Genomic DNA, 23,698 nt, shown 5'->3' on the forward strand with positions numbered 1-23,698 from the left:
TATCTGAAACGAAAAAATCCGTGCAGCCTTCCCCTTGGCGCAGCCGAACGGAACGTGGTTTTGGCGGGAATAAGGGCGGTCCGGAGCGAAGCGACTAGCGCCCGCCGCCAAAAGCATGTGCAGTGAGGGAAGTTTGGCGCAGCCAAACCTGCAACCGGGGTCGCCTTTCTTTGCCTACTTTCTTTGGCGAAGCAAAGAAAGTAGGTGGCCGCGCGGCCAGAAAGCGCAAAGTAAAATGATAAGCAACGAATACAAAAATACAGCCCATTTTTTAAAATGATTCACTTCATTTTAATTCTTTACCAATGGATTGCCGAATTAAGTTCGCCAATAAGGGTTTTATATTTCAGGCAGCCCATCAAATCAGCAACGCCGTGTTAACGCATGGCGCGGGTGCGGATGCGTTCGGCCAGCTGTTTATCGTTGCGTGGCAGGCCGTCTTCGCAAAAGGTTTTGTAGAGTACGGCACGCACCGGATCCGATGCGTTCATTACTGAGCCTATCACTTTCCATTCGCTCGCGCGCGGGGTAATCCAGCGCCGGTTTACGCTGTCGCCATAGCCAAAGGTTTTCACGCTGCGAGTGGCGCAGTGCATGGCTTCGGCAGTGATGTTGTCAAAACCCTGTGCCGACTGGATATTGAGAATATAGTGTATGGTTTGATCCGGCCCGAAACGGATGCTGTTGATCATCAGCTTTGGTTGGGCGGTGTAGGTATTGCTCACATACATGTCTGCCCACTGCGCCTCGGCATCGGGGTAAGCCGGCATGGCCAGCGCCTGTTCTTGCCAAGGCTGGTCTTTTTCCGACTCCACATAATAGCGGTTGGCGTGGGTTTTGTCGTCTTTGGCCGCCGCCGTGGCGGCGCATAAGGCCAGCAACAGTATGCTGAATTTGCGCATAGTGATTCCTTTGAGGTTGGGCTTTAGTGGCCAACCTCATTTAATAAAACAGTATTAGGCTGCCTGAAACCTTTCAGGCAGCCTAAAAGTAATATTGCATTCAATGCTTTATTTACCCAATGCCGCCAACACATCGGCTTTCACTTGCTCTACCGCTTGGGTACCGTCGATTTTGATGTATTGGGGTGCGGCCGCGCCAGTGAGGTTGCGGTAAAAGCCCACCAGCACTTCGGTTTGCTCGTGGTATACCTCTAGGCGTTTTTTTACCGTTTCTTCTTTGTCGTCGTCGCGCTGAACCAAGTCTTCGCCGGTGACATCGTCTTTGCCGTCCACTTTGGGCGGGTTGTGGGCGATGTGGTAGGTGCGCCCCGAAGCCAAGTGTACGCGGCGGCCAGACATGCGCTCAATAATGGCGGCATCCGGCACGTCAATTTCCACTACCGCATCCAAATCCACACCCGCGGCCACCATCGCTTCGGCCTGCGCCAGTGTGCGCGGAAAGCCGTCGAACAAGAAGCCTTGGGCGCAATCCGGTTGGGCAATGCGCTCTTTTACCAAGCCGATAATGATGTCGTCGCGCACCAAGCCGCCCGCATCCATGATTTGTTTGGCTTCCACGCCCAGAGGGGTGCCGGCTTTCACTGCCGCACGCAGCATATCGCCGGTGGAAATTTGCGGAATACCAAACGCCGCAGTGATGAATTGCGCCTGCGTGCCTTTGCCTGCGCCGGGGGCGCCCAATAATAAAACCTTCATGTATTGCTCTCCTTTTTCTTATAGGTGAAATTGACTGCAATCTGCGTTTGTACCCACTTATTCCCAATCTTGCGGGCTGGGCAACGACGGCCCATCTAAATACCGTGCCGGCTGTTTGGGCAATGTTTGCCAGCGGGTTTTTATTTTAGCCGCGGGCACGTCTTCAAACATATTGCCGCCGGTAACGGTTTTTTGCCGACCGGTAAGGTAGTTGACACTACGCTCGGTCATGTCGCCGGAATTGCGCATAAATTCTACACCATCCCAACCAATCAGGCGCAAACGGTTTTGCTGCCAGCGAAAAGTGTAGGTGTCGCGGCTCACGCTCCAGCTACCGCAGCTAAGCCAATAGCCTAGTTTGACTTTGAGCAGCCCGCGTGCAATTTCTACACCGCCTTCATCCAGCAAAGGGTCGGCCAAGCATGGGCTTTCAGCGTCACCGGCACTGGGCAGCCAATAGCGGTTTTCCGCTACCAGCCGATAGCCAGCACCTTGGCGCAGCAATACTTTAATTTGGCGCGGATTGGTGTCGATTTTCGGAGCGCCCAAGCTGTCATTAGCCACGATTTTAGCGGCATCTTGCTGTTGCAGCACAATCACCGCATCAGCAGCACCATCGCCATTCAAATCGCCCTCGGCGCTGGCCACCATTTTCCAGCCTGCCGGTATCCATGCGCTAAAATCGGCGGCCGTGGCCGGTAATGCCAAGCCCAGCGCCATTGCGGCGCAGCAGAATTGATGCCATGGTTTCATTGCCTGCTCCTTGATATTTAACCGTTGTTGCGCTTTAAAAAAGGCTGCCTGAAAACCACTATCGGCTTTTGTAGCGCTGAATCGATGTTTTAAATGGCGTTTATGCAGCGCACTCGGCATCGCTCAGCGCCCGTGCTTCGCTTTCCAACATCATCGGGATACCGTCTTTAATCGGGTAGGCCAAGCGCGATTGGGCGCACCACAGCTCTTGCTGTTCGGCGTGGTAAGTGAGCGCGCCTTTGCACAGCGGGCACACCAGAATACTGAGTAATTGCTTGTCCATTGCGGATTCCTTCGCATCAATAGGCGGCAGCGCCGCATTAGCGTGTTATTGTAGCGCAACTGCCCGATACTGGGCAGATTGCTGTAACCGAAGTTTTCAGGCAGCCTGTTGCACCCGCCAGCAACGCCACAGCCATTCCACCAAATCCGGCTCGGTGTGCGCCTCTATTGGCAGCACCCACACTTGCGGCAAATCATAAGCCGCCAATTTCACCGCGTCTTTTTCGGTGATAATTACAATCTCGGCCACCGACAAATCAGCAGGGGTGAGCTCAGCGTGATCGGGCAGGGCTTTACACAGCACCGGTGGCAAGCCCAAATCGCGCAAGGCATCAAAAAAGCGCTGCGGGCGGGCAATGGCGGCCAGCGCGGCAATGGACTTGCCCGCCAATTCGCCAGCGGCCACGGTGTGCGCCGGTGTATTCAGGCGATACAAGCGCCCGGCCTGTATGCGGCTGGCACACACCAGCAACTGCGGCGGCAATCCTTGGTTTTGACGCAAGCGCGCCACATCATCGGCACTGCCTTGGCTCACCACCAGCGCATCCACTGTGTGCAAGCGCGATAAAGGCTCGCGCAGGCCGCCGTTAGGAAGCAAGTCTAGCCGCCGCGCCACATCGGCAGCAGGAAACACCACAATCTCCCAATCGCGCGCCAAGGCGTAGTGCTGCAAACCATCGTCACACAAAATCAATTGGGTTTCCGGGTGCGCGGCTAATAAAGCTTGGGCTGCCTGAAAGCGCTGCGCGCCCACTGCTACCGGCACGCCGGTTTGTCGCCACAGCATCAAGGGTTCGTCGCCCACATCGGCGGCGCGGCTGTGTTGGTCTAATAGCAATACTTCTTTGCTGCGGCGGCCATAGCCACGGCTCACAATCCCCACCGCCACGCCACGCGCGCGCAGGCCGCTGGCCAAGGCAGCGGTAATCGGCGTTTTGCCCACACCGCCGGCATGGATATTGCCCACCACCGCCACCGCACAAGGCAAATGCTGCTGTTGAAGCCAGCCGCGGGCATAGGCATAGCGCCGCAGCGCCGCCAGCGCCTGAAACAGCCGCGCCAAAGGCCACAGCAGCGGCGTGAGCCACCATTTCGGGCGTTGCCAGTGTTGCTCTAAAATTGCGTGTAAAGACATAAGCGGTGAGCCAAAGCAAAACAAACGCCAATATAACACATGGCCAAGGCTGCCTGAAGCACACCAATCGGCAGTATAATCGGCACTCTGTTGATTTCCCCTTTGGTATGCCTGCATGTCTGATCTGTTCACCCCCGCCGCATTGTCGGTATCTGAGCTCAATGCGCTGGTGCGCAGCCTATTGGAGCAAAATCTGTTCGGGCTGTGGGTGGCCGGTGAAGTGTCCAACCTTACCCGCGCCGCTTCCGGCCACTATTATTTCTCGCTCAAAGACAGCCGCGCTCAAGTGCGTTGTGCCTTGTTTAAAGGCGCCGCCACCCGGCTGGCCGCGCCGCTGAAAGAAGGCGACCATATTGAAGTGAGCGGCAAAATCAGCCTCTACGAAGCACGGGGCGAATTTCAAATTACCGTGAACGAAGTGCGCCTAAAAGGCTTAGGGCGGCTTTATGAAGCCTATGAGCGCCTGAAAGCCAAATTGCAAGCCGAAGGCGTGTTTGATGCCGAGCGCAAGCAGCCCTTGCCGCCGCAGCCGCAACGCATCGGCATTGTCACCAGCTTGGCCGCCGCCGCCCTGCGCGATGTGGTCAGCACCTTAAAGCGCCGCCACAGCGGGCTGGCGGTGGTGGTGTACCCCACTCCGGTGCAAGGCACGGGCAGCGAGCAGCAGATTGCCGCGGCCATCAATACGGCTGGCGAGCGCCAAGAAGTGGATGTGTTGATTGTGTGCCGTGGCGGCGGCAGCATTGAAGACTTATGGGCGTTTAACGAAGAAGCGGTGGTGCGCGCGATTGCGGCCTGCCCGCTGCCGGTGGTGAGCGGCGTGGGCCACGAAACCGACTTTACCTTGGCCGACTTTGTGGCCGATGTGCGTGCGCCCACCCCCACCGCCGCCGCCGAATTGGTGAGCCCCGACCGCGCCCAACTGCGCCTGGCCTTGCAGCGCACCCAACAGCAATGGCACAACCGCTTATTGCAACACTATTACGACGCCAGCCAAAAGCTCGATTGGCTGTTGCGCCAGCTGCGCCACCCGCAACACAGCATCAGCGCCCAACGACAGCAACTGCGCCAACTCAGCACCCAGTTAAGCCTGGCCATGCAGCGCCAGCAACAGCAAGGGCAGCAGCGCTTAGCACAAGCTGTGCAGCAGTGCCAACACCTGCGCCCCAACACCGCCCAAGCCGCCAGGCAGCTAGAGCAGCAACGCCAAGCGCTGCAGCAGCACTGGCAACACGGCCTGCAACAGCGCCATACCCGCTTGCAATATCAAATCCATCTGCTCGAGGCGGTGTCACCCCAACACATCCTTGCGCGCGGTTTCAGCGTGGTCACCAACAGCCGCGGTCAAGTGGTGCGCCAAGCCGCCGACCTTAAGCCAGGCCAAGCCTTGCATATCCGTTTTGCCGAAGGCAGCACCGCCGTGCGGGTGGATCAAACTGGGCAAGCGCAAACGGATTTGTTTGATTAAAGGGTTTGGGATTTGCTTGAAAGCATGCGTTTTTAGGCTGCCTGAAAGGGAAAGCCGTAGGTATGGTTAAGACGGTTACTTCTACTTAATATTTGATGTTCCTATAAAGGAGATGGTTTCGCACCTATCTCCCACTGTATGCAAATTGATAGTGTACATATTATTTTTCTTATATTCGTCTTGATAAATATTGTGTAATCCAACCTCTAAAAACACTTGTTTAATTTCGTGTTCAGAAAAGCATCGATTTAAATTAAAGGTATTTCTAAAAGAAAATCCTTGATTACTCATGCCCCGAAAAGACTGAAATCGCCACTCTTTATCTTCAAACCGACTGGCTAAATAAGCCATATCGTCTTCATAAGTTTGAGCGGCATACAAAATTTTTTTATTGGGATGGAATCTTAATTGCCATTGATTAATCACACCCAATGAAAGCCCATATAAAACCAATCCCGATAAAAAAATAATATAGATTTTTTTAAAAATAAATTTAATTTTCATCTTTAATTTTAAGATACTAGGGTCTGTTCACAATTACTTGTCATAAAGGTAACCACATCACAATGCACCCCAATAAAACCGTACTGTGGAAGTTGCGTTTCAGCTTATCGTAACGGCTGGCAATCGCTCGGAAATGTTTCAAACGGCAAAAGGCATTCTCTACCAAATGCCTGATTTTATATAAATACCAGTCCATGTCTTTATTTTTCTCTTCCCTATTTCTTTTATAGGGAATATTGGCTTTCGCACCGCTTTGCTCTATTTGCTCCCTGAGCCGGTCTGAATCGTAACCTTTGTCCGCATTAACCAACTCAGTTTCGGTAAGGTTGATATTGTCAAGCAGCTCCGGTGCAACGGTGACATCATGGATATTGCCCGCAGTAACGATAACCTCAATCGGATTGCCTGCAGCATCTACAGCCAGATGAATCTTGCTGGTTCTGCCGCCTCAGCTCATACCGATTGCGTGATCCTCTTGCGCACTGAGCGCTGAGGCTGCGGCGCAGTGTTGGTGAGCACGGATATAACTGCCGTCTATGGCTACCCACTCCAAGTCACTCTCTTGGCTGAGCTGTTTCAAGATTGCAGTAAAAATGCCTTTTTCTGACCAACGGTTATAAGCGGTATAAACAGTATGATACTTGCCGAAATACTCGGGCAAATCCCGCCACGGTATGCCGGTTCTTATTCTGTAAAGTATGCCTTCAAGAATTCTGCGCAAATTGGGTTTGCTATAAATACCCAAATCACGCAGAATAGGTAACAGCTTCGTCCAATGTTCATCTTTGAGTAGTGTACGGGGCATCGCAGGTGTATTGGGGGAGGGTGAGAACTTCCTTTTATGCCTGCGTTTCTTTTTTATTCAAGGGTATGACAAGTAATTGTGAACAGACCCTAATAAGATCAATATTTAAATTTATAAACCACGGGTAACAATTTCATCCATACATGTAAATTAAGTGGTTTCTCTACACTACTTCACCCACCACGTACTCAAAGCCCAATCGTAAGCCTGAAAATACCTTGGCGGACGCGGCGGTTGGCCGAATTTATCCCAATACACCAGCCTGTGCTCGGGCGAATACCAGTTGGGCACCACCAGATAGCGGTGGCGCAGCACGCGATCGAGGGCGCGGGCGCTGCTCACCAATTGAGTGCGGTTGTCGAAATGTTCGAAATTTTTCAGCAAGGCATCAATGGCCGGATCGCACACGCCGGCCCAATTTTTGCTGCCCGGCGTTTTGGCGGCTTGGCAGCTGTAGTAGTCGAATTGCTCATTGCCCGGGCTTTCGCTGTTGGCATACACCACGATGCTGAGGTCGAAATCAAAATCGTTCATGCGCCGCTGGTATACCGCGGTGTCTACCACCCGCACCTGCAAATCAATGCCGATTTTGGCCAAGTCGCGCTGCCATTTGGCGGTAACGCGCTCATAGGTTTTGCTGGGGCTTAAGAAGGTGAGGCGCAAGGGGCGGCCTTGGGCGTCGACCAAGCGGCCGTTTTGATAACGCCAGCCCGCTTCGGTAAGTAAGGCGCGGGCTTTGAGCAAATTGGGGCGCACGCCAAGCCGGGCATCGGTTTGCGGCGGCTGTGGCACCGCTTGGGTGAATACGGCAGCGGGCAGGCGTGTGCGCAGTGGATTGAGTATGGCCAGCTCGGCGGCATCGGGCAAGCCGGTGGCGGCCATTTCGCTGTTGGTAAAGTAGCTGTAGCTGCGCGTATAGCTGTTGTAAAACAATTGCCGGTTTACGGTTTCAAAATCAAAGCTATCCACCAGCGCTTGGCGCACGCGGATGTCGTTTAGCGGCTCGCGGCGGGTGTTCATCACAAAGCCCTGCATTCCGGCGGTGCTGTGCTGGGAGTAGGTTTGCCGCTTAAGCCCCCGGTTTTGCAGGCTGGGGTTGTTGTAGGCGCGTGCCCACAGCCGGGCCACGTTTTCCTGCACCACATCGTATTGCCCGGCTTTCATGCCCTCTACTTTGGCGGTTTCGTCTTGATAATACTTGATGCGTACGGTGTCGAAGTTGTACATGCCGCGGCGCACCGGCAGGTTTTGCGCCCAGTATTGCGCATCGCGGCGAAATTCGCTCACGCCGCTGTGCGCCCGTTGCAGGCGGTAAGGGCCGGAGCCGATGGGCGGGGTATTGCCTGCAGCGGCCAAGCCTTGCGGATAGCTTTTGTGTGAAAACACCGGCAGGCTGCCCAAAATCAGGTGCAATTCGGCATTAGGCTGCCTGAAAACAAAGCGCACCGTACGCGCGCTTGGTGTTTGCACTTGCGCCACATCGGCCCAATAAAAGCGGTATAGCGGCGTGGCGGCCTTGTCTTCGGTGAGCGCCTTAAACGAAGCTGCCACATCCTTGGCCAGCACCGGGTCGCCATTGTGAAAACGTGCTTTGGGATTCAGCCGAAACGTAACCGACAAGCCATCTTTGGCCAAGCTGATGTCTTCGGCCAATAAGCCGTACATGGTAAAGGGCTCGTCTTGTCCTTGCGTCATCAAGGTGTCCAGCGTGAGCATGGTGATGCCGATTTCTTTGTCGCCCTTGAGGGTAAACGGATTGAGCGTATCAAAGCCACCCGGCCACGGCAGATTGAAACTGCCGCCCTTGGGAGCCGCCGGATTGGTGTAGCCGAAATGGGTAAATTCCGCACCGTAATGCGGCGCCTGCCCCAGCCCCAGCGCATGCTCGGCATTGGTGGGCAAGGCCGTGGCCAACAATAGGCAAGTTAGCCAGCCGCGCACGGCGGTAAAACGGCGATACGGTTTTTTCATCATCTTCTTCCAAAGCCTGTTCAGGCAGCCTGCAACGCATTGCTGCTATGTGGTTGGCACAAGTTGGTTTATAATACGCGATTATTTTTGAACGCAAAACCACACCAAGGACAATAATATGGGCTTTTTGCAAGGCAAAAAAATCCTCATCACCGGCATGATTTCCGAGCGCTCCATTGCCTACGGCATTGCCCGCGCTTGTCGCGAACAAGGCGCCGAGCTGGCGTTTACCTATGTGGTAGACAAATTGGAAGAGCGCGTGCGCAAAATGGCCGCCGAATTGGGCAGCGAGCTGGTGTTTCGCTGCGATGTGCAAAGCGACGACGAAATCAACCAAGCCTTTGCCGACTTAGGCCAACATTGGGATGGCCTCGACGGCCTAGTGCACGCCATCGCCTTTGCCCCGCGCGAAGCCTTGGGCGGCGACTTTCTCGACACCATCAGCCGCGAAGCTTTTCAAATTTCCCACGATGTTTCCGCCTACAGCCTGCCCGCACTGGCCAAGGCCGCCCGCCCGATGATGCGCGGCCGCCACAGCGCCATTCTGGCACTTACCTACTTGGGCGCCGTGCGCGCCATCCCCAATTACAACGTAATGGGTATGGCCAAAGCCAGCCTTGAAGCCGGCGTGCGCTTTACCGCCGCCGCCGTGGGCAAGGAAGGCATCCGCTGCAACGGCATTTCCGCCGGCCCCATCAAAACTCTGGCCGCTTCCGGCATTGGCAACTTCAACAAACTGCTGCACCACGTGGCCGAGCAAAACCCCTTGCGCCGCAATGTCACCATTGAAGAAGTGGGCAATGCCGCCGCCTTTTTACTGTCGGACTTGGCTTCCGGCATCACCGGCGAAATCACCTATGTGGACGGCGGCTACAGCATCAATGCGCTGGGCACACCGGACGAATAAATCTCGGCCACGCAGCCACGCCAGCTTGGGACAACGCCCAATGCTGGCGTTTTTACAACATGGCCTTCACCCGCTATTACATTCACATAAATAAATTGAACTTTTTTTACCAAGCTGTATCATAAGCAGCGCTGTTGGGTTTGCACCTTACACCACTTCTACAAAATAACCTAACTGCGTTGGCTCGCCTTGCCGTACTAGGTGTACTGTCTGCGACTCGCCGCCTTGTTATCTTATTTTGTAGAACTGGTATCAATGCCAACCGCGCTAGCAACACAACCAAATTGAATTCAATAAAAAAGGAAAACACACAATGAGCCTGTTAAACGACTTTAAAGCCTTCTTGATGAAAGGCAATGTGATTGATCTGGCTGTGGGTATGGTGGTGGGCACCGCCTTTACCGGCATGGTGAAATCGCTGGTGGACGATGTGATTATGCCCCCCATCGGCTTATTGATTGGCGGTGTGGATTTTTCCAATCTGTTCCTCACCTTAAAAGAAGGTGCTAAAGCCGCCGGCCCTTATGCCACATTGGCCGCCGCCAAAGATGCCGGCGCGGTAACCATGAATATCGGCTTATTTATCAACACCCTGATTAGCTTGGTGATTGTGGGCTTTGCCATTTTCATGGTGGTGAAAGCCATTTCCAAATTGCAAAAACAGCCGCAACCAGCCGACCCGACTACCAAAGAGTGCCCGCAATGCTGCACTGAAATTCCGCTGAAAGCCAGCCGCTGCCCGCACTGCACTTCCGAGCTGTAAACCCCATTGATGATTGCCGGGCAAATGCCCGGCAATTTTTTTGTTTATTGTTTATATAGTAATACCAATTCGAAAAAATAAGATAACAAGGCGGGGAGCCGAAGACAGTACACACGTACGGCTAGGCGAGCCAACGCAGTTAGGTTATTTTTTAGAATTGGTATAAATTAAATTGAAATTAAGACAAGGCGGCGAGCCGCAGGCAGTACAAATATAGTGAAATAAATCAAAATGCTACGGCATTAGCTCGCCTTGCCGCACTACCTGTATTGTCTGAGGCTCGCATAATAAGGCTGCCTGAAAAATTTTAGCTTTGCCGAAGCCAAAATCTTTCAGGCAGCCTTATTTTATCCATTATATTGATTTCCAGTGTTATTTAACCGCATCCTTTAAATAACCATAACCGGCCGCTTCCATTTCCGCATACGGAATAAAGCGCAGGCTGGCGCCGTTGATGCAGTAGCGCAGGCCGCCTTTGTCGGCGGGGCCGTCGGGGAAGACGTGGCCAAGGTGTGAGTCGGCGCTGTGGCTGCGCACTTCCACCCGCTGCATATTGTAGCTGTGGTCGCTGTGCTCGGTAACGGCGGCGGCATTCAGCGGCTTGCTAAAGCTCGGCCAGCCACAACCGGAATCGAATTTGTCGCGCGAGCTGAACAAAGGCTCGCCGCTCACCACATCCACATACAGGCCGGGCGCAAACAGGTGGTCGTATTCGTGGCTGAAGGCGCGCTCGGTGCCGCTTTGCTGGGTGATGCGGTATTGCTCGGGGGTGAGCTGCTGCTTTAAGGCGGCATCGCTCGGTTTTTGGTAAGCGGCGGCATCAAAGTGTGCCGCTTTGCCGGGCAAAGGCTCATCGGCACGGCGAATGTCGATATGGCAATAGCCGTTGGGGTTTTTGGCCAAATAATCCTGATGGTAGTCTTCGGCGACAAAAAATTGCTGCAAGGGCTGGTTTTCCACCACGATTTTATCGGCGTATTTGGCTTGCTCGGCAGCCAAGGCTGCCTGAATAATGCTGTGCTCGGCAGCATCGGTGTAGTACACGCCGCTGCGGTATTGGCTGCCGCGATCGTTGCCTTGGCGGTTAAGGCTGGTGGGATCGACCACGCGCAAATAGTATTGCATGATGTCGGCCAGGCTTAACTGCGCGGGGTTGTACACCACTTTAACGGTTTCGGCATGGCCGGTGTTTTCACGTACCACTTGCTCGTAAGTGGGGTGTTCGGTGCGGCCGTTGGCATAGCCGGATACGGCGTCAATCACGCCGGGAATGCGCTGGAAATAGGCTTCCAGCCCCCAAAAGCAGCCGCCGGCCAGATAGATGGTTTTGCTGTTCATAAGCTTGGCTTCCGTATTGTGTGTGGGTTGATAAAATGCGGCGGCGGTTTGATTTAAATCCGCTTGCGGGTTGTGCAGCAAGGCCAGCGCTTGGGTGCGGCTCAGGCTGCCTTTAATAATGCGCTGCGGCTGACCCTGAGTATCCAGCAACACCCAACTGGGGTAAACGCCGATGCCCAATTGCCGTGCCAGCGTGCCGCCGTCGTCAAGTAGTACCGGCAAGTCGGGATAACTTAGGCCACCATACCAGCGCACAAAATCGGCATGCGGCTTTTCGCTCAAAAAGCCGGGCGCGGCCACGCTGAGTACATTTACGGCCTTAAATGCAGGGTCGCGCCGCCAGCTTTGGGTGGTTTCCAGTTCCGATAAGCACAGTGGGCACCAGCTGGCCCAAAATTTAACCAAGGTAGGCTGCTGCGGCTTCAACCAAGCCGGATTTTGTGCGCCCTGAGTGCTGGGCAGCGCCGCCAATTGCGCTGTGATTCCCGCCGGTGCAGCACGCTGCTGGCAAGCAGCCAAGCTCAATGCCAGGAATAAGCCGTATAAGAAAAACCACCTGCGTTGGCCATGCATAATACGGCTCCTGATGGGATAATGAATACCAGCATACAAGCATTATGGCGTGAGCTTCAATTTATTTTCGTAATCGGATATTGGTTTCAGGCAGCCTAGCGGCGGTAAAGGCCATTTTTAAAAACACGGCAGCGGCGCTTTGCGCTATGATGCGCACAAACTCGATTTACCGATTCATTTTTCTAGTGGATTAAATTTGAATCAAGACAAGGCGACGAGCCGCAGACAGTATAGGTATACGGCAAGGCGAGCCAACGCAGTATTGGTTCAAATTTAATTCACTACATATCAAACCACCCATATTTATGAGCATCATCACCCACTTGCGCCCTGCCCGCCTAGACGACTGTGAGCATATTTTCAACGCCCACGAATACGCCGTGCGCTACACCTGCGCGCGCACCTACGACAGCACGGTGCTGGCTGCGTGGCTGGCGCTGCTGGGTCCGCAAAGCTATGTCGACACCTTGCAAAACCCCGATAAAGCTTTGTGGATTGTGGATTACAAAGGCCATATTCAAGGCTTTTTCCAGCTCGACTTGCGTGAAGCCCAGCTGGATGCGCTGTATGTGCATCCGTTTGTGCACAACCAAGGGCTGGGTACGGCGCTGCTGCAACGGGCGGAAACGCTGGCGGCCGCTGCCGGGCTGGGGCTGGTAAAGCTGTATGCCTCGCTTAATTCGGTGGCGTTTTACCAAATCAATGGTTATCAATCTTTGGGCGAAGCGGCACTGCCGCTGAATAAAACCGTTACTGTCAAATGCGCGTTGATGCGCAAATATTTGCTGGATTAGGGCTGCCTGAAAGATTCAGCTAGCCTATTTTTTTGATGCTGAAATAACATTGGCTCCAATCACTACCAGCTAAAATACTGCCCCGCATTGCCGCCACAACGCTGAGTGCGCAAAACATTATCGCTGCTGTCCAAACACAAGCCGCTGCCCACATGGCGGATTTGCCCGCCCTGCCACTGCCATTGCTGATCAATACTGCCACTGCACGGAAACGTGCCTACCGGCGCGCCGGCTTGGCCGCCGCCCATGGCATCCAAACACAAACCCGCCACCGCCAAACGTCCCTGTTGCCAACGCCACTGCTGGCCAATGCGCCCGTGGCACGCGCCGGTGGTCAACACCGTGCCACCGCCTTGCGGGCGCACTTCACCGGCATCCACGCACAGCCCGTTGCTGCTGCGCAACAGCCGTTGCGGCGCATGGTCTGGATAGGCATCGTTGTACGCCGCGTTATAGGGATAGCCCACCGGCACACCCTCGCCGTAAATCACTGTGGTGCCCGGCGGCGCATAAATCCGCACATTGCGGTTGATGTTTACCTCGGTGCGCACCGGCAGCTGCACCTGCACCGAGGTATCGCCGTGCTGATAGCCAATACCAATACCGGGTTGCACAGGATAAGCGGGATAATGATGCACCCCGCCGCCCGGGTATCCCGGTTGCGGATAAATCCCCATGCCGCCATGGCCTCGATGCGGACTGCTGCCTGTGCCGCTGCTCCAATTGGGTAGCGAATTGTGCTGTGCCATATTGACACCCGGGCGCACGTCTTGCGCCTGGCCGGCGGCGGCCAGCAACAAGCCCGCTGCCACAACCAAAGTAGATACGGTTGCTTGGCGCATCATCGGCCTCCTTCTCTATTACACAGTCATAGTGGAATAAATAAAAACGGATACAAATTCGCCTAGGGTGTGTGGCGCAGTTTGAAATGATTGTTTTTGTGGTCGTTTTCTTTTATTTACACGGCCAAGCTGCCTGAAGCCATTTCAGGCAGCCTTTAACTCTAAACAACATGGGCTTATTGCTGATTTATTTCAATGTATTCATGCATGTGGCGGCGGCATCCACCACTTTTTGCTGTAATTCACTGTCTTTTTCCCCTCTACCGCCCATCAGTTTGGCGATATCGGTGGCCGATAAGGTTTCCAATACCTTGTCGGCACTGCACGTACAGTATTGCTGCGCTTTTTCCGTTGACAGCCGGGCCTGCTTGGGAATGCTGGCCACGCATTGGCTAATAAATTCACTACGGAATTTGCTATTGAATTCCTGCTGGAATTGTTCTTTTTGCTCGCTGCATCCGGCCAACAACAGCACTGCTGCGGCCAAAAAAATACCTGATTTCATCTGCGCTCCCATTTATTTAGAGATATTTGGTTGTTTAAAAAATAAACATCAGCCGATTAATTCATTTTCTGCTGCGCATGGCGCACCCTACGGTGATGCAAATATTCACATTTCAGAATATTTTTCCTGCCTTCATTCAAACGCGGTGGCCAATTTGCCAGCACTGGTGGATTTTTTTATTACGGAAATCCTCCGGCACCGATTGGCGCGAAATATCGCGTACAGCATAGCGTTCAGGCAGCGTCTCGTCTAGCACAAAGCCACGGCGGTTGTTGGAGAAAAACAGCGTGCCGCCGGGAGCGAGCAGGCGCATGGCGCCGTCGATTAGGCGGATATGGTCGCGCTGCACATCCAAAATATCCAGCATTTTTTTGCTGTTGGAAAAACTGGGCGGATCCATCACCACCAAATCAAACTGCTTGCCCGCCGCTGCGGCCTGCTGCAAATATTGAAACACATCGGCGCGCACGATTTGGTGTGCGTGGGTATCAATATGATTGAGGGCAAAATTACGCGCTGCCCAATCCAGATAAGTGTTGGATAAATCCACGGTTTCGCTGTATACCGCACCGCCGGTGGCCGCATACACGGTGAAGCTGCCGGTGTAGGCAAACAGGTTTAAAAAACGTTTGCCTGCGGCCAGATTGCCCACTTGTTGCCGGGTGTTGCGGTGATCCAGAAACAGGCCGGTATCGAGGTATTTGTCTAAATTCACCCAAAAGCGGCGGCCATGCTCGCCAATGTAAAAATCTTCGCCTTGGCGACCGGTTTTTTCGTATTGTTCACGCCCTTTTTGGCGCTCGCGCCGCTTGATGTGCACTTGCCCGGCGTCAAAACCGCTCACAAAACACACTGCCGCCACCACTTCAGCCAGCCAGGCTTCGTATTCTTCCGCCTGCATCAGCCAGCCGGTATCGTATTCCTGCAAATGGATGTGGGCGCCATACACATCAACCGCAAACGGAAATTGCGGGATGTCTTTGTCGTAGAGACGCCAAGCTTCAAGATTGTGGCGGCGTGCCCATTTCATCAGGTGCTTGGCGTTTTTGCCTAGGCGGTTGGCAAAGGCGGAGATGTCGGTCATATTCACGTTTCTTGTTTTTAATACAATAATTTAAGCTTTCAGGCAGCTTCAACAAAATCAATCCATCTCTGGCTGTTTGAAAGGCTGCCTGAAAACCGCGATGACCATTGTAGCGCACTTTGGCGGCCAAAATCCGCACAACGCCGTTTTAGGCAAACCCAATAAACGCTTGACGCTGCCAAACAAAGGCTATATTATGCGCAGTTCTCTTTTTGAAGCCATCGTCTTCAGCCATCCCGGGTTGTGCGCCATGCACAGTATCAACGCCCGCGCTGCCCCGTTATTTGTGGGCATATTTGCCGGTTGTCGCCGATGTTTAACCCAAGCACACGCTTGCGACACACCCGGCCGTCTTGCATTTTCCGCCGTCCGTATACCGCTTCGAGGCTACCTGAAACCGTTTCAGGCAGCCCTTTGGTTTGTCGTTGATTTTTAGGATATTCATGTCTTTGCATTTTACCGATTTACATTTGGACAAACCCCTCACCGACGCCTTGCTCGAAGCAGGCTACGACACCCCCACCCCCGTACAGCTGCAAACCATTCCGCAAGCCCTGCAAGGCCATGACTTAATGGCTTCGGCGCAAACCGGCTCCGGCAAAACCGCTGCCTTTTTGCTGCCCACACTGCAAAAACTGCTGCAACGCAGCGACAAACCGGGCAAAGGCCCGCGCGCATTGGTGCTCACCCCCACCCGCGAATTGGCACAGCAAGTGGAAAAAAGCGCCCAAGTTTACGGCAAAAACATGCCGTGGCTGCGCACCGTTACCTTGGTAGGCGGCACTTCTTTCGGCCAACAAATCCGCGCCCTGGGCCGCCCCATTGATATTATCGTGGCCACCCCCGGCCGCCTGATGGACCACATGCGCCAAGGCCGCATCGACTTTAGCCGCTTGGAAGTATTGATTCTGGACGAAGCCGACCGCATGCTCGACATGGGCTTTATCGACGACATCGAAACCATCGTGGCGGCCACCCCGGCCGAGCGCCAAACCCTGCTGTTTTCCGCCACTTGGGACGGCATTGTGGGCAAACTGGCACAACGCCTCACCCGCAACCCGCAAAAAATCGAAGTGGCGCGCATGGACGACCACGGCAAAATCGACGAGCAACTGCTGTATTGCGACGACTTACGCCACAAAAACCGCCTGCTCGACCACATCCTGCGTGATGCCAATATCGACCAATGCGTGATTTTTACCGCCACCAAAGTGATGAGCGAGCAACTGGCCGACGAATTGTATGAAAAAGGCTTTTCGGCCAGTTGCCTGCACGGCGACATGCCGCAAGGCTGGCGCAACCGCACCCTGATGGACTTGCGCAAAGGCCGCATCAAAATCTTGGTGGCCACCGATGTAGCCGCACGCGGCATCGACGTACCCACCATCAGCCACGTCATCAACTACGACCTGCCCAAACAGGCCGAAGACTATGTGCACCGCATCGGCCGTACCGGCCGCGCTGGCCGCCACGGCTTGGCAATTACCTTTGCCGAAGTCAACGAATACGTGAAAGTGCACAAAATCGAACGCTACCTGAACCGCAAATTGCCGGAAATGGCAATTGAAGGCATGGAACCCACCCGCAAACGCGGCGGTGCCAAGCCCGCCGGTAAAGGCCGCGGTCGCAGCTTTGGCGGTGCCGGTAGCGGCGACAAACGCAAAAGCGGCGGCTATGGCGGTGGCAAACCCTTTGCCGGGCGCAGCGGCGACGGTGCCCGCAGCCACGGCGACAACCGCAGCGGCAAAAGCCACGCCAAACCGGCCGCCGCACGCAAACCCAGCGCCAGCCGCAGCCGTTAAGGCCAAGGCTGCCTGAAAAAAAAAGCACCGCAGATGCGGTGCTTTTTTGTGCTTGGGATTGTGCTTATTTCAATTTATGGCTGTCGGATTCTCGAATCCAACCTACGGCGCTGCTAATCAACCAAATAGATTGGTTTTATAAAGCCATTTCAGTTTTGTTGGGTTACGCCTAAGGCCACAAATTCCCTTTATGCTCTAGCCAAAACTAGCTGCCAATCACCCCGCCATCATCTTTGGTAATCACCACCGTGGCGGCACGCGGGCGGCCGCCTTGCGGGCCGTCGGGCCAGCTGGAAATGGCCATCGGCGCAGCCGGATCGGTATCGCCTTCTTTTGGCTCGCCCGGGTGCTGGATGTTCACAAACATGGTTTTGTTGTCGGGCGTGAAGGCGATGCCGGTGATTTCCGAGCCCACAGGGCCGGTGAGGAAGCGGCGGTAATCGTGGCTGCCGGGGATGGTGGCCAGCATCTGGTTATTGCCCATGCCCGCGTATTCCTTGATGTTGGCGGTGGAAGCGGACACATCGGTTTGAATCCACAATACGCCGCGATGATCGAAGCTCAAGCCGTCGGGGCTGCCGAATTCGGCACCTTTGGGCATATTGCCTTTAAATTCGGCCACATCGGTGTCGTGACGCCCGGCCAACACCAAAATATCCCAATCAAAGGTGGTGGCAGCGGCATTGCCGCGGGCTTCCTCCCAATGGATGATGTGGCCGAAGCGGTTGTTGGCACGCGGATTGGCGGCATCCACGCCCGGTTTGCCTTCAGCACCGCGTTGGTTGTTGTTGGTGAGGGTGCAATACACGCTGCCGTTTTTATATGGATCCACCGCAATCCATTCGGGGCGATCCATTTTGGTGGCGCCCACGGCATCGGCGGCTAGGCGGGTTTTAACCAACACTTCGCCTTGGTCGGCAAAGCCGTTTTCAGCGGTGAGCTTGCCTTGGCCGTGCACTAAGGGCAGCCATTCGCCTTTGCCTTGGTCGTCAAAACGCGCCACATACAGGGTGCCGTCGGCCAAGAGGCGCATATTGGCTTCGCGGTTGTTGGGGTTGTATTTGCCGTTGGACACAAATTTGTAAATGTATTCAAAACGCTGGTCGTCGCCGCTGTACACCACCACGCGGTTGTCGGGCGCCAGGGTAACGGTGGCGCCTTCGTGTTTGATGCGCCCCAAGGCGGTGTGTTTTACCGGCACCGATTGCGGGTTGTAGGGGTCGATTTCCACCACCCAGCCGAAGCGGTTGGGTTCGTTGGGCGTCAAGCCGGTGTCGAAACGGAAATCCAGCTCGCTCCAGCGGTAAGATTCGTCTTTGCTGCCGATGCCGTAGCGTTTTTCCAGCTCATTGGGAATGCCTTGAGTGGTGAAAATATCGGCCCAGTTTTCTTCACAGGTTAAATAAGTGCCCCACGGGGTGATGCCGTTGGCGCAGTTTTGCATGGTGCCCAACACCACTTCGCCGCGCGGATCGGCCTGGGTTTTCATCAGCGCATGGCCGCGGGCGGGGCCGGACACCTGCATCGGCGTGTGCGGGGTAATGCGGCGCGCATACGGCGATGGGCGCACCACTTGCCACTGGCCGCCGCTGTCTTTGGCCACTTCCACTATCGACACACCCATGGCGTTTTGGCTTTTGCGCACCTTGTTCATGTCCCAATGGGCGGTGCCGTCTTTAAACAGCAAGCCGTTGTCGACATATTCGTGGTTCATCGCCAGCAGGCCACGGTTGCTGCTGCTGGAGGCCATTGGTAGGGTGAAATAGGCCATGCCGTCGTGGTGCATACCGGCTTGCGAGGCTTGCTCTTGCGTGGTGTTGCTGGCGTCGGGCTTGAAGGCCGGCATTTTGCCGGCAATGCCCACCGCATCGCCCCATTTGTAAAACGCGCGGGCGCTGTAGCCCGGCGGCACCACCACGGTATCGGCAGCCGACATCGGCACCGGCGTAAAGCCCAAACCGCGCGCCTTGCCGATATTGTCGCGGCTGAATACGCCCGCTTGCACCTTATCGGCAAACAGGCTTAAGCCCGCCGGCAAAGCCGCCGCCACGCCCAAAGCGCCGCTGCTTTGCAACAGGCTGCGGCGCGACAAGCGGCTGTCCAGCACTTGTGAAAACGCCGTGTTATCAGAAGGATTGCTCACCACATCGTCGTTTACCTGTTTGATCAGGCCGGTTTTTTGGAGCGGTTTGCCCATGTTGTTGTCCCTTTAATTGAATGGTTGGTTTGGCATCATTAGCCAGTTTGTACTGAAAAAAATCAGCCCGAGATTACCGATACCGTGTGACAAAACCATAACCATTGGATGACAATTTGATGACAAAACACCAGTACGTACCGATAGCACCATCGGCATTTAATGGCGCCATTACCACGACACAATAGAATTAATACTCTATATTTTTTAACCGAATATAAGATTTTTTATCAAAAAATTGCCTGAATATATTAAAATAGTGTGTTTTTAACGCACTAGATAGCTGTTTGGCATACTTTCAGGCAGACTATAGCAAACCCAAAAACCACCCGGATACAGCCAGATGAACCAACGCAAACGCGCCACTGTATTGATTATCGACGAGCAATCCACCCGCAGCATCGGCATTAGCCACACCATGCTCAAGGCGATTAAACCCGCCTTGTGGACCTTGAGCATCAGCACCACCGTGCTGGCTGCCGCCTTGTCTTATCTGGCTTGGCAGCATTGGCAAACCCAACAACAAGCCGCCGAATTGGCACAGGAAGTGACGGATTTACAACAGTTTACTTCGGCTGAAATCGAAGCCAAACTCAAAGGCTTGAGCCAGTCGGAGCGCACCGTCTTGCAATTGCAGCAATACCTCAATGCCCGTGGTGTAGATGTGAAGCCGATTAGCAGCGAGCCGCCGGCCGGCACCCCCAACGATGCCGCCGGCGGCCCGGAAATCAAACTGGCCGCGCCGGTGCCCTATATGCAGCACTACAGCGAACAAACCGAAAACCTGCTCTCAACCTTGCGCAAAATACCCTTGGGCGTGCCGCACAAAGGCAGCATTTCCTCCCGCTTCGGCATGCGTGCCAATCCTTTTAGCGGCCAAGGTGCCGAAGGCCATAACGGGCTGGATTTTCGCGGCCAGATCGGCGAGCCGATACACGCCACTGCCGACGGCACCGTGATTCTGGCCGGTACCCAAAACGGCTATGGCAATGTGGTGAAAATCCAGCACGGCTACGGCTACCAAACCCTTTACGGCCATTTGTCGGCCATTGATGTGAAAAACGGCCAGAAAATCAAAGCGGGCGACATTATCGGCAAGCTGGGCAACACCGGCCGCTCCACCGGCCCGCATCTGCATTACGAAGTGCGCCGTAACGACGGCTTTCACGACCCGGAAAACTTCCTCACCCTTGGCCATCTTCAGGACAACAGCAACCATGTTCAACAGTAAAAAAAGCAGCAACAACGGCAGCAGCATGAATATCGACACCCTTATTGGCGAACAATGTACTTTGCAGGGCAACATCAGCAGCCATAATTCAGTGAAAATCGACGGCGGCATTGTTGGCCATGTAGCCAGCGAAGGCATGGTGATTGTGGGCGAAAAAGGCTGGATTAAAGGCAATATCCAAGCCAAAGAACTGCTGGTATTCGGCCGCATCGAAGGCGACATCACCACGCAAAATCTAGATTTGAAAGCCAGCGCCCACATCAACGGCAATATTGACACCCACAGCCTGCAAATCGAACCGGGCGCGGTATACCAAGGCAGCGTGGTGATGCACAGCCAAAACACCGCCGCCCTGCCCGACCACAGCCCCACACTAACCTTACCTGCGGCGGATTCGAATTAAAACACAGCACCATATGCAAAAAAATAAAACAGGCTGCCTGAAAAGATATTCAGGCAGCCTGTTTTTTAAATTTAAAACATTCGTTTTATAGCAAAGAAAATAAATACATCATACAAGGCGGAACTGATTTACTTGGTGCTTCAGTACCTTAGTAAATCGTTCTCTTTGAGCTGAGCCGCAAACAGTACACCTAGGGTCTGTTCACAATTACTTGTCATAAAGGTAACCACATCACAATGCACCCCAATAAAACCGTACTGTGGAAGTTGCGTTTGAGCTTATCGTAACGGCTGGCAATCGCTCGGAAATGTTTCAAACGGCAAAAGGCATTCTCTACCAAATGCCTGATTTTATATAAATACCAGTCCATGTCTTTATTTTTCTCTTCCCTATTGCTTTTATAGGGAATATTGGCTTTCGCACCGCTTTGCTCTATTTGCTCCCTGAGCCGGTCTGAATCGTAACCTTTGTCCGCATTAACCAACTCAGTTTCGGCAAGGTTGATGTTGTCAAGCAGCTCCGGTGCAACGGTGACATCATGGATATTGCCCGCAGTAACGATAACCTCAATCGGATTGCCTGCAGCATCTACAGCCAGATGAATCTTGCTGGTTCTGCCGCCTCGGCTCATACCGATTGCGTGATCCTCTTGTGCACTGAGCGCTGAGGCGCAGTGTTGGTGAGCACGGATATAATACCAATTCTACAAAATAAGATAACAAGGCGGCGAGCTGAAGACAGTACAAGTAGTACGGCAAGGCGAGCCAGCGCAGTTAGGTTATTTTGTAGAATTGGTATAACTGCCGTCTATGGCTACCCACTCCAAGTCACTCTCTTGGCTGAGCTGTTTCAAGATTGCAGTAAAAATGCCTTTTTCTGACCAACGGTTATAAGCGATATAAACAGTATGACCAATGTTCATCTTTGAGTAGTGTACGGGGCATCGCAGGTGTATTGGGGGAGGGTGAGAACTTCCTTTTATGCCTGCGTTTCTTTTTTATTCAAGGGTATGACAAGTAATTGTGAACAGACCCTAGTACGGAACAGAGTTTGTTGGCGCTTTAGCGCCTTACAAAATCGTTCTCTTCGAGCCAAGGCGAACCAACGCCGTAGGATTATTCAGTTTCTTTGCTATATTAAGGGGCGCTCGCGGCGGCCGCCCCATCGTCTTCAAAACACAAATCGGGCAGGTATTGATCAGCCATCTCGGTTTCACAATACCAAGTTACTTTGCCATCGGCTTCCACTTCCGGCTCTGCCAATAAAGACTGGCCGCGCATGGCCGCAGGCACTTTGCTGTCTTGGCTGTATTCGGCATGAATTATGCCTTCTGCCACCTCCAGCTCAGTAAACAAGGTTTTGTTGGCGGCCACGCTGGCCGAATCGCGGTTGATGTCGGCCACGGCTTGGCCGCTCAAAATATCCAACTCCACCTGATGGCGCAGCACCTCCAGCGGTTGGGTTAACTGCACGGTTTGCGCACGCTCAACATAGCCTTGATAGGCAGGCAAGGCGATGGCGGCCAAAATACCCAGTATCGGCACCAGCAAAGCCCACCACACATAGCCCAGAATCAAACCGGCCAACGCCATGCCGCCGCCGTCCTGCCCGGTTTGCTTGATTTGCCCGCGCGCCATATGGCCGGTGATGATGGCCACAATCGAACCGATGAATGGCAATAGCAGCCAATTCAAAATACCGAACACCAAACTCACCACCGCCAAATTATTGGTGCCGGTTTGCGCGGGCGGCAGGCCGTATTGACCCGCTTGCGTTGGCTCCGGTTTATTTAAGCTTACTTTCATTGCATCCTCCCAATCAAGATTCACATTTTTCAGGCAGCCTGAGATTTTTGTAAAAGCCTCAGCCTATGCAATAAAAGAAAAAGCGGGCATTAAGTGCACAGTTAAATGCCTGTGGCACAAATGGCGTTTACTTTACTGGCTGCATTCGGCCTGCGCCATATCCGGAATCTGGCCGCCGCACACCCACACCAATTTATTGCCGTTTTGCATCGACAACAACACCAACGCCTGTTTGCCATCGCCTTTGGCCGGGATGGCATTGATGGTGCCTTGTTGGATACGGATGCTGCGCCAGTATTGTTGCTGCGCCGGGCTGAGTTTCAACTCTTCGCTGATTTCATTTAAGGGCGTGCCTTTGGATACGCGTGCCGCCACCCACAATTTGGCCATACCCAAGGCATCTGCGGGGTTGTTGGCGGCCACTTCGTCCAATTCGCTGTTTAAAGCATCGCCACTGTCTTGCGCCATTTTTGCTTGGTGTGCTTTAGCCCGTTGCACATAATCCTGATACGCAGGCAGGGCAAGCGCCGCGATGATGCCCATCATCGGTATCAGCAAAGCCCACCACAAATAGCCCAAAATCAACCCGGCCAGCGCCATACCGCCGCGCGGCGCACCGGCTTTGGCGCGTTTGCGGCCGATATGGCCAGTAATCACGGCAACCAAAGCACCAATAAAGGGCAGTACCAGCCAGCCCAAAATGGCAAAAACCAAGCTTAGAATTGCCGGGGTGTTGCCGTCATTTGCTCCGGCAATAGAGCCCGCCGGGCGGTTTAATTTAATCTTGGCCATACTATTGCTCCCTGTGGGCACGCTAAAATCCATATAAAAAACCAAAAAGACGGCGTATGCAAGATTGCACATGCCGTGATTTGTGT

23 protein-coding genes and 2 pseudogenes are annotated in these 23,698 nt (G+C 54.0%); 8 read left to right on the top strand and 17 right to left on the bottom strand.

Annotated features, from left to right (window positions below):
* Positions 1-377: 377 nt before the first annotated feature.
* From JQU52_RS13185 to lpxK, 5 genes are all read right to left on the bottom strand, one after another.
* Positions 378-902, bottom strand: coding sequence for a CNP1-like family protein (locus JQU52_RS13185; protein WP_230338926.1), 525 nt, complete (start codon positions 900-902; stop codon positions 378-380).
* Between the two features lie 108 nt (positions 903-1,010).
* Complete coding sequence (adk, locus tag JQU52_RS13190) at positions 1,011-1,658, bottom strand: adenylate kinase (protein ID WP_230338927.1); 648 nt, start codon at positions 1,656-1,658, stop codon at positions 1,011-1,013.
* Between the two features lie 57 nt (positions 1,659-1,715).
* The gene (locus tag JQU52_RS13195; RefSeq protein ID WP_230338928.1) at positions 1,716-2,411 is read right to left on the bottom strand and encodes a hypothetical protein; all 696 of its coding nucleotides are present in this window, start codon (positions 2,409-2,411) and stop codon (positions 1,716-1,718) included.
* A gap of 100 nt (positions 2,412-2,511) precedes the next feature.
* Entirely contained in the window at positions 2,512-2,694 is a 183-nt protein-coding gene (locus JQU52_RS13200) for a Trm112 family protein (RefSeq protein ID WP_230338929.1), read from the bottom strand.
* Between the two features lie 96 nt (positions 2,695-2,790).
* Entirely contained in the window at positions 2,791-3,828 is a 1,038-nt protein-coding gene (lpxK, locus tag JQU52_RS13205; RefSeq protein ID WP_230338930.1) for a tetraacyldisaccharide 4'-kinase, read from the bottom strand.
* A gap of 115 nt (positions 3,829-3,943) precedes the next feature.
* On the opposite strand from lpxK, the gene xseA reads away from it, so the two are divergent.
* Positions 3,944-5,296 (top strand): exodeoxyribonuclease VII large subunit, encoded by a 1,353-nt coding sequence (xseA, locus tag JQU52_RS13210; RefSeq protein WP_230338931.1) that lies wholly within the window; start codon positions 3,944-3,946, stop codon positions 5,294-5,296.
* Positions 5,297-5,377: 81 nt separating this feature from the next.
* Here the strand turns inward: xseA and JQU52_RS13215 are convergent, their stop codons facing one another.
* The 3 genes and pseudogenes from JQU52_RS13215 to JQU52_RS13225 form a co-directional block, all read right to left on the bottom strand.
* Positions 5,378-5,800, bottom strand: a complete 423-nt coding sequence (locus JQU52_RS13215; RefSeq protein ID WP_230338932.1) for a hypothetical protein — start codon at positions 5,798-5,800, stop codon at positions 5,378-5,380.
* Positions 5,801-5,840: 40 nt separating this feature from the next.
* Positions 5,841-6,605, bottom strand: a pseudogene (locus JQU52_RS13220) (IS5 family transposase).
* A 168-nt stretch (positions 6,606-6,773) separates the two neighbouring features.
* Complete coding sequence (locus tag JQU52_RS13225) at positions 6,774-8,579, bottom strand: extracellular solute-binding protein (protein ID WP_230338933.1); 1,806 nt, start codon at positions 8,577-8,579, stop codon at positions 6,774-6,776.
* 115 nt (positions 8,580-8,694) lie between these two features.
* Here JQU52_RS13225 and fabI point away from each other — a divergent pair, with 115 nt between their 5' ends.
* Positions 8,695-9,483 (top strand): enoyl-ACP reductase FabI, encoded by a 789-nt coding sequence (gene fabI / locus JQU52_RS13230; RefSeq protein ID WP_230338934.1) that lies wholly within the window; start codon positions 8,695-8,697, stop codon positions 9,481-9,483.
* Between the two features lie 313 nt (positions 9,484-9,796).
* Positions 9,797-10,246 carry a large conductance mechanosensitive channel protein MscL gene (gene mscL / locus JQU52_RS13235; RefSeq protein WP_230338935.1) on the top strand — a complete coding sequence of 150 codons (450 nt, stop codon included), beginning with the start codon at positions 9,797-9,799 and terminating at the stop codon, positions 10,244-10,246.
* 372 nt (positions 10,247-10,618) lie between these two features.
* On the opposite strand, the gene msrAB is transcribed toward mscL, so the two are convergent.
* A complete protein-coding gene (gene msrAB / locus JQU52_RS13240; RefSeq protein WP_230338936.1) occupies positions 10,619-12,157 on the bottom strand; it encodes a bifunctional peptide-methionine (S)-S-oxide reductase MsrA/peptide-methionine (R)-S-oxide reductase MsrB in 1,539 nt (512 codons plus the stop codon).
* Positions 12,158-12,462: 305 nt separating this feature from the next.
* Between msrAB and JQU52_RS13245 the strand changes: the two genes are divergently transcribed.
* Positions 12,463-12,951: a GNAT family N-acetyltransferase gene (locus tag JQU52_RS13245; RefSeq protein WP_230338937.1), complete on the top strand. Its 489-nt coding sequence runs from the start codon at positions 12,463-12,465 to the stop codon at positions 12,949-12,951.
* A gap of 62 nt (positions 12,952-13,013) precedes the next feature.
* Here the strand turns inward: JQU52_RS13245 and JQU52_RS13250 are convergent, their stop codons facing one another.
* From JQU52_RS13250 to JQU52_RS13260, 3 genes are all read right to left on the bottom strand, one after another.
* The gene (locus tag JQU52_RS13250; protein WP_230338938.1) at positions 13,014-13,796 is read right to left on the bottom strand and encodes a ricin-type beta-trefoil lectin domain protein; all 783 of its coding nucleotides are present in this window, start codon (positions 13,794-13,796) and stop codon (positions 13,014-13,016) included.
* 184 nt (positions 13,797-13,980) lie between these two features.
* On the bottom strand, positions 13,981-14,298 hold the full coding sequence (locus JQU52_RS13255; RefSeq protein ID WP_230338939.1) for a hypothetical protein: 318 nt from the start codon (positions 14,296-14,298) through the stop codon (positions 13,981-13,983).
* A 136-nt stretch (positions 14,299-14,434) separates the two neighbouring features.
* Positions 14,435-15,382: a class I SAM-dependent methyltransferase gene (locus tag JQU52_RS13260; protein ID WP_230338940.1), complete on the bottom strand. Its 948-nt coding sequence runs from the start codon at positions 15,380-15,382 to the stop codon at positions 14,435-14,437.
* Between the two features lie 100 nt (positions 15,383-15,482).
* Between JQU52_RS13260 and JQU52_RS13265 the strand changes: the two genes are divergently transcribed.
* Together JQU52_RS13265 and JQU52_RS13270 are read left to right on the top strand one after the other, a co-directional pair.
* Positions 15,483-15,818, top strand: coding sequence for a hypothetical protein (locus tag JQU52_RS13265; protein ID WP_230338941.1), 336 nt, complete (start codon positions 15,483-15,485; stop codon positions 15,816-15,818).
* A 7-nt stretch (positions 15,819-15,825) separates the two neighbouring features.
* A complete protein-coding gene (locus JQU52_RS13270; RefSeq protein WP_230338942.1) occupies positions 15,826-17,184 on the top strand; it encodes a DEAD/DEAH box helicase in 1,359 nt (452 codons plus the stop codon).
* Between the two features lie 205 nt (positions 17,185-17,389).
* Here the strand turns inward: JQU52_RS13270 and JQU52_RS13275 are convergent, their stop codons facing one another.
* Entirely contained in the window at positions 17,390-19,381 is a 1,992-nt protein-coding gene (locus JQU52_RS13275; RefSeq protein WP_230338943.1) for a PhoX family protein, read from the bottom strand.
* 343 nt (positions 19,382-19,724) lie between these two features.
* Here JQU52_RS13275 and JQU52_RS13280 point away from each other — a divergent pair, with 343 nt between their 5' ends.
* Both JQU52_RS13280 and JQU52_RS13285 read left to right on the top strand, forming a co-directional pair.
* Complete coding sequence (locus JQU52_RS13280) at positions 19,725-20,612, top strand: M23 family metallopeptidase (RefSeq protein WP_230338944.1); 888 nt, start codon at positions 19,725-19,727, stop codon at positions 20,610-20,612.
* Positions 20,599-21,015 (top strand): bactofilin family protein, encoded by a 417-nt coding sequence (locus JQU52_RS13285; RefSeq protein WP_230338945.1) that lies wholly within the window; start codon positions 20,599-20,601, stop codon positions 21,013-21,015. The genes JQU52_RS13280 and JQU52_RS13285 overlap by 14 nt, the downstream gene beginning before the upstream one ends.
* 214 nt (positions 21,016-21,229) lie before the next feature.
* Here JQU52_RS13285 and JQU52_RS13290 read toward each other — a convergent pair.
* The 4 genes and pseudogenes from JQU52_RS13290 to JQU52_RS13305 all read right to left on the bottom strand — a co-directional run.
* Positions 21,230-21,709: pseudogene (locus tag JQU52_RS13290) on the bottom strand (IS5 family transposase); the annotation flags it as partial.
* An 84-nt stretch (positions 21,710-21,793) separates the two neighbouring features.
* Positions 21,794-21,937, bottom strand: coding sequence for a hypothetical protein (locus tag JQU52_RS13295; protein ID WP_230338946.1), 144 nt, complete (start codon positions 21,935-21,937; stop codon positions 21,794-21,796).
* 214 nt (positions 21,938-22,151) lie between these two features.
* Positions 22,152-22,820, bottom strand: coding sequence for a DUF4190 domain-containing protein (locus JQU52_RS13300; RefSeq protein ID WP_230338947.1), 669 nt, complete (start codon positions 22,818-22,820; stop codon positions 22,152-22,154).
* A 132-nt stretch (positions 22,821-22,952) separates the two neighbouring features.
* On the bottom strand, positions 22,953-23,612 hold the full coding sequence (locus JQU52_RS13305; protein WP_230338948.1) for a DUF4190 domain-containing protein: 660 nt from the start codon (positions 23,610-23,612) through the stop codon (positions 22,953-22,955).
* Between the last annotated feature and the right edge of the window lie 86 nt (positions 23,613-23,698).

The organism is Paralysiella testudinis, assembly GCF_016894345.1.
Classification (GTDB): Bacteria; Pseudomonadota; Gammaproteobacteria; order Burkholderiales; family Neisseriaceae; genus Paralysiella; species Paralysiella testudinis.

Coding starts and splice junctions, on each gene's coding strand:
- JQU52_RS13200 (WP_230338929.1), bottom strand. CDS start 2,694: ATGGACAAGCAATTACTCAGTATTCTGGTGTGCCCGCTGTGCAAAGGC.
- JQU52_RS13195 (WP_230338928.1), bottom strand. CDS start 2,411: ATGAAACCATGGCATCAATTCTGCTGCGCCGCAATGGCGCTGGGCTTG.
- JQU52_RS13295 (WP_230338946.1), bottom strand. CDS start 21,937: ATGAACATTGGTCATACTGTTTATATCGCTTATAACCGTTGGTCAGAA.
- JQU52_RS13245 (WP_230338937.1), top strand. CDS start 12,463: ATGAGCATCATCACCCACTTGCGCCCTGCCCGCCTAGACGACTGTGAG.
- JQU52_RS13270 (WP_230338942.1), top strand. CDS start 15,826: ATGTCTTTGCATTTTACCGATTTACATTTGGACAAACCCCTCACCGAC.
- JQU52_RS13305 (WP_230338948.1), bottom strand. CDS start 23,612: ATGGCCAAGATTAAATTAAACCGCCCGGCGGGCTCTATTGCCGGAGCA.
- JQU52_RS13255 (WP_230338939.1), bottom strand. CDS start 14,298: ATGAAATCAGGTATTTTTTTGGCCGCAGCAGTGCTGTTGTTGGCCGGA.
- JQU52_RS13280 (WP_230338944.1), top strand. CDS start 19,725: ATGAACCAACGCAAACGCGCCACTGTATTGATTATCGACGAGCAATCC.
- msrAB (WP_230338936.1), bottom strand. CDS start 12,157: ATGCATGGCCAACGCAGGTGGTTTTTCTTATACGGCTTATTCCTGGCA.
- fabI (WP_230338934.1), top strand. CDS start 8,695: ATGGGCTTTTTGCAAGGCAAAAAAATCCTCATCACCGGCATGATTTCC.
- JQU52_RS13225 (WP_230338933.1), bottom strand. CDS start 8,579: ATGATGAAAAAACCGTATCGCCGTTTTACCGCCGTGCGCGGCTGGCTA.
- JQU52_RS13265 (WP_230338941.1), top strand. CDS start 15,483: ATGACCATTGTAGCGCACTTTGGCGGCCAAAATCCGCACAACGCCGTT.
- JQU52_RS13215 (WP_230338932.1), bottom strand. CDS start 5,800: ATGAAAATTAAATTTATTTTTAAAAAAATCTATATTATTTTTTTATCG.
- adk (WP_230338927.1), bottom strand. CDS start 1,658: ATGAAGGTTTTATTATTGGGCGCCCCCGGCGCAGGCAAAGGCACGCAG.
- JQU52_RS13185 (WP_230338926.1), bottom strand. CDS start 902: ATGCGCAAATTCAGCATACTGTTGCTGGCCTTATGCGCCGCCACGGCG.
- JQU52_RS13260 (WP_230338940.1), bottom strand. CDS start 15,382: ATGACCGACATCTCCGCCTTTGCCAACCGCCTAGGCAAAAACGCCAAG.
- JQU52_RS13285 (WP_230338945.1), top strand. CDS start 20,599: ATGTTCAACAGTAAAAAAAGCAGCAACAACGGCAGCAGCATGAATATC.
- JQU52_RS13300 (WP_230338947.1), bottom strand. CDS start 22,820: ATGAAAGTAAGCTTAAATAAACCGGAGCCAACGCAAGCGGGTCAATAC.
- JQU52_RS13250 (WP_230338938.1), bottom strand. CDS start 13,796: ATGATGCGCCAAGCAACCGTATCTACTTTGGTTGTGGCAGCGGGCTTG.
- xseA (WP_230338931.1), top strand. CDS start 3,944: ATGTCTGATCTGTTCACCCCCGCCGCATTGTCGGTATCTGAGCTCAAT.
- JQU52_RS13275 (WP_230338943.1), bottom strand. CDS start 19,381: ATGGGCAAACCGCTCCAAAAAACCGGCCTGATCAAACAGGTAAACGAC.
- mscL (WP_230338935.1), top strand. CDS start 9,797: ATGAGCCTGTTAAACGACTTTAAAGCCTTCTTGATGAAAGGCAATGTG.
- lpxK (WP_230338930.1), bottom strand. CDS start 3,828: ATGTCTTTACACGCAATTTTAGAGCAACACTGGCAACGCCCGAAATGG.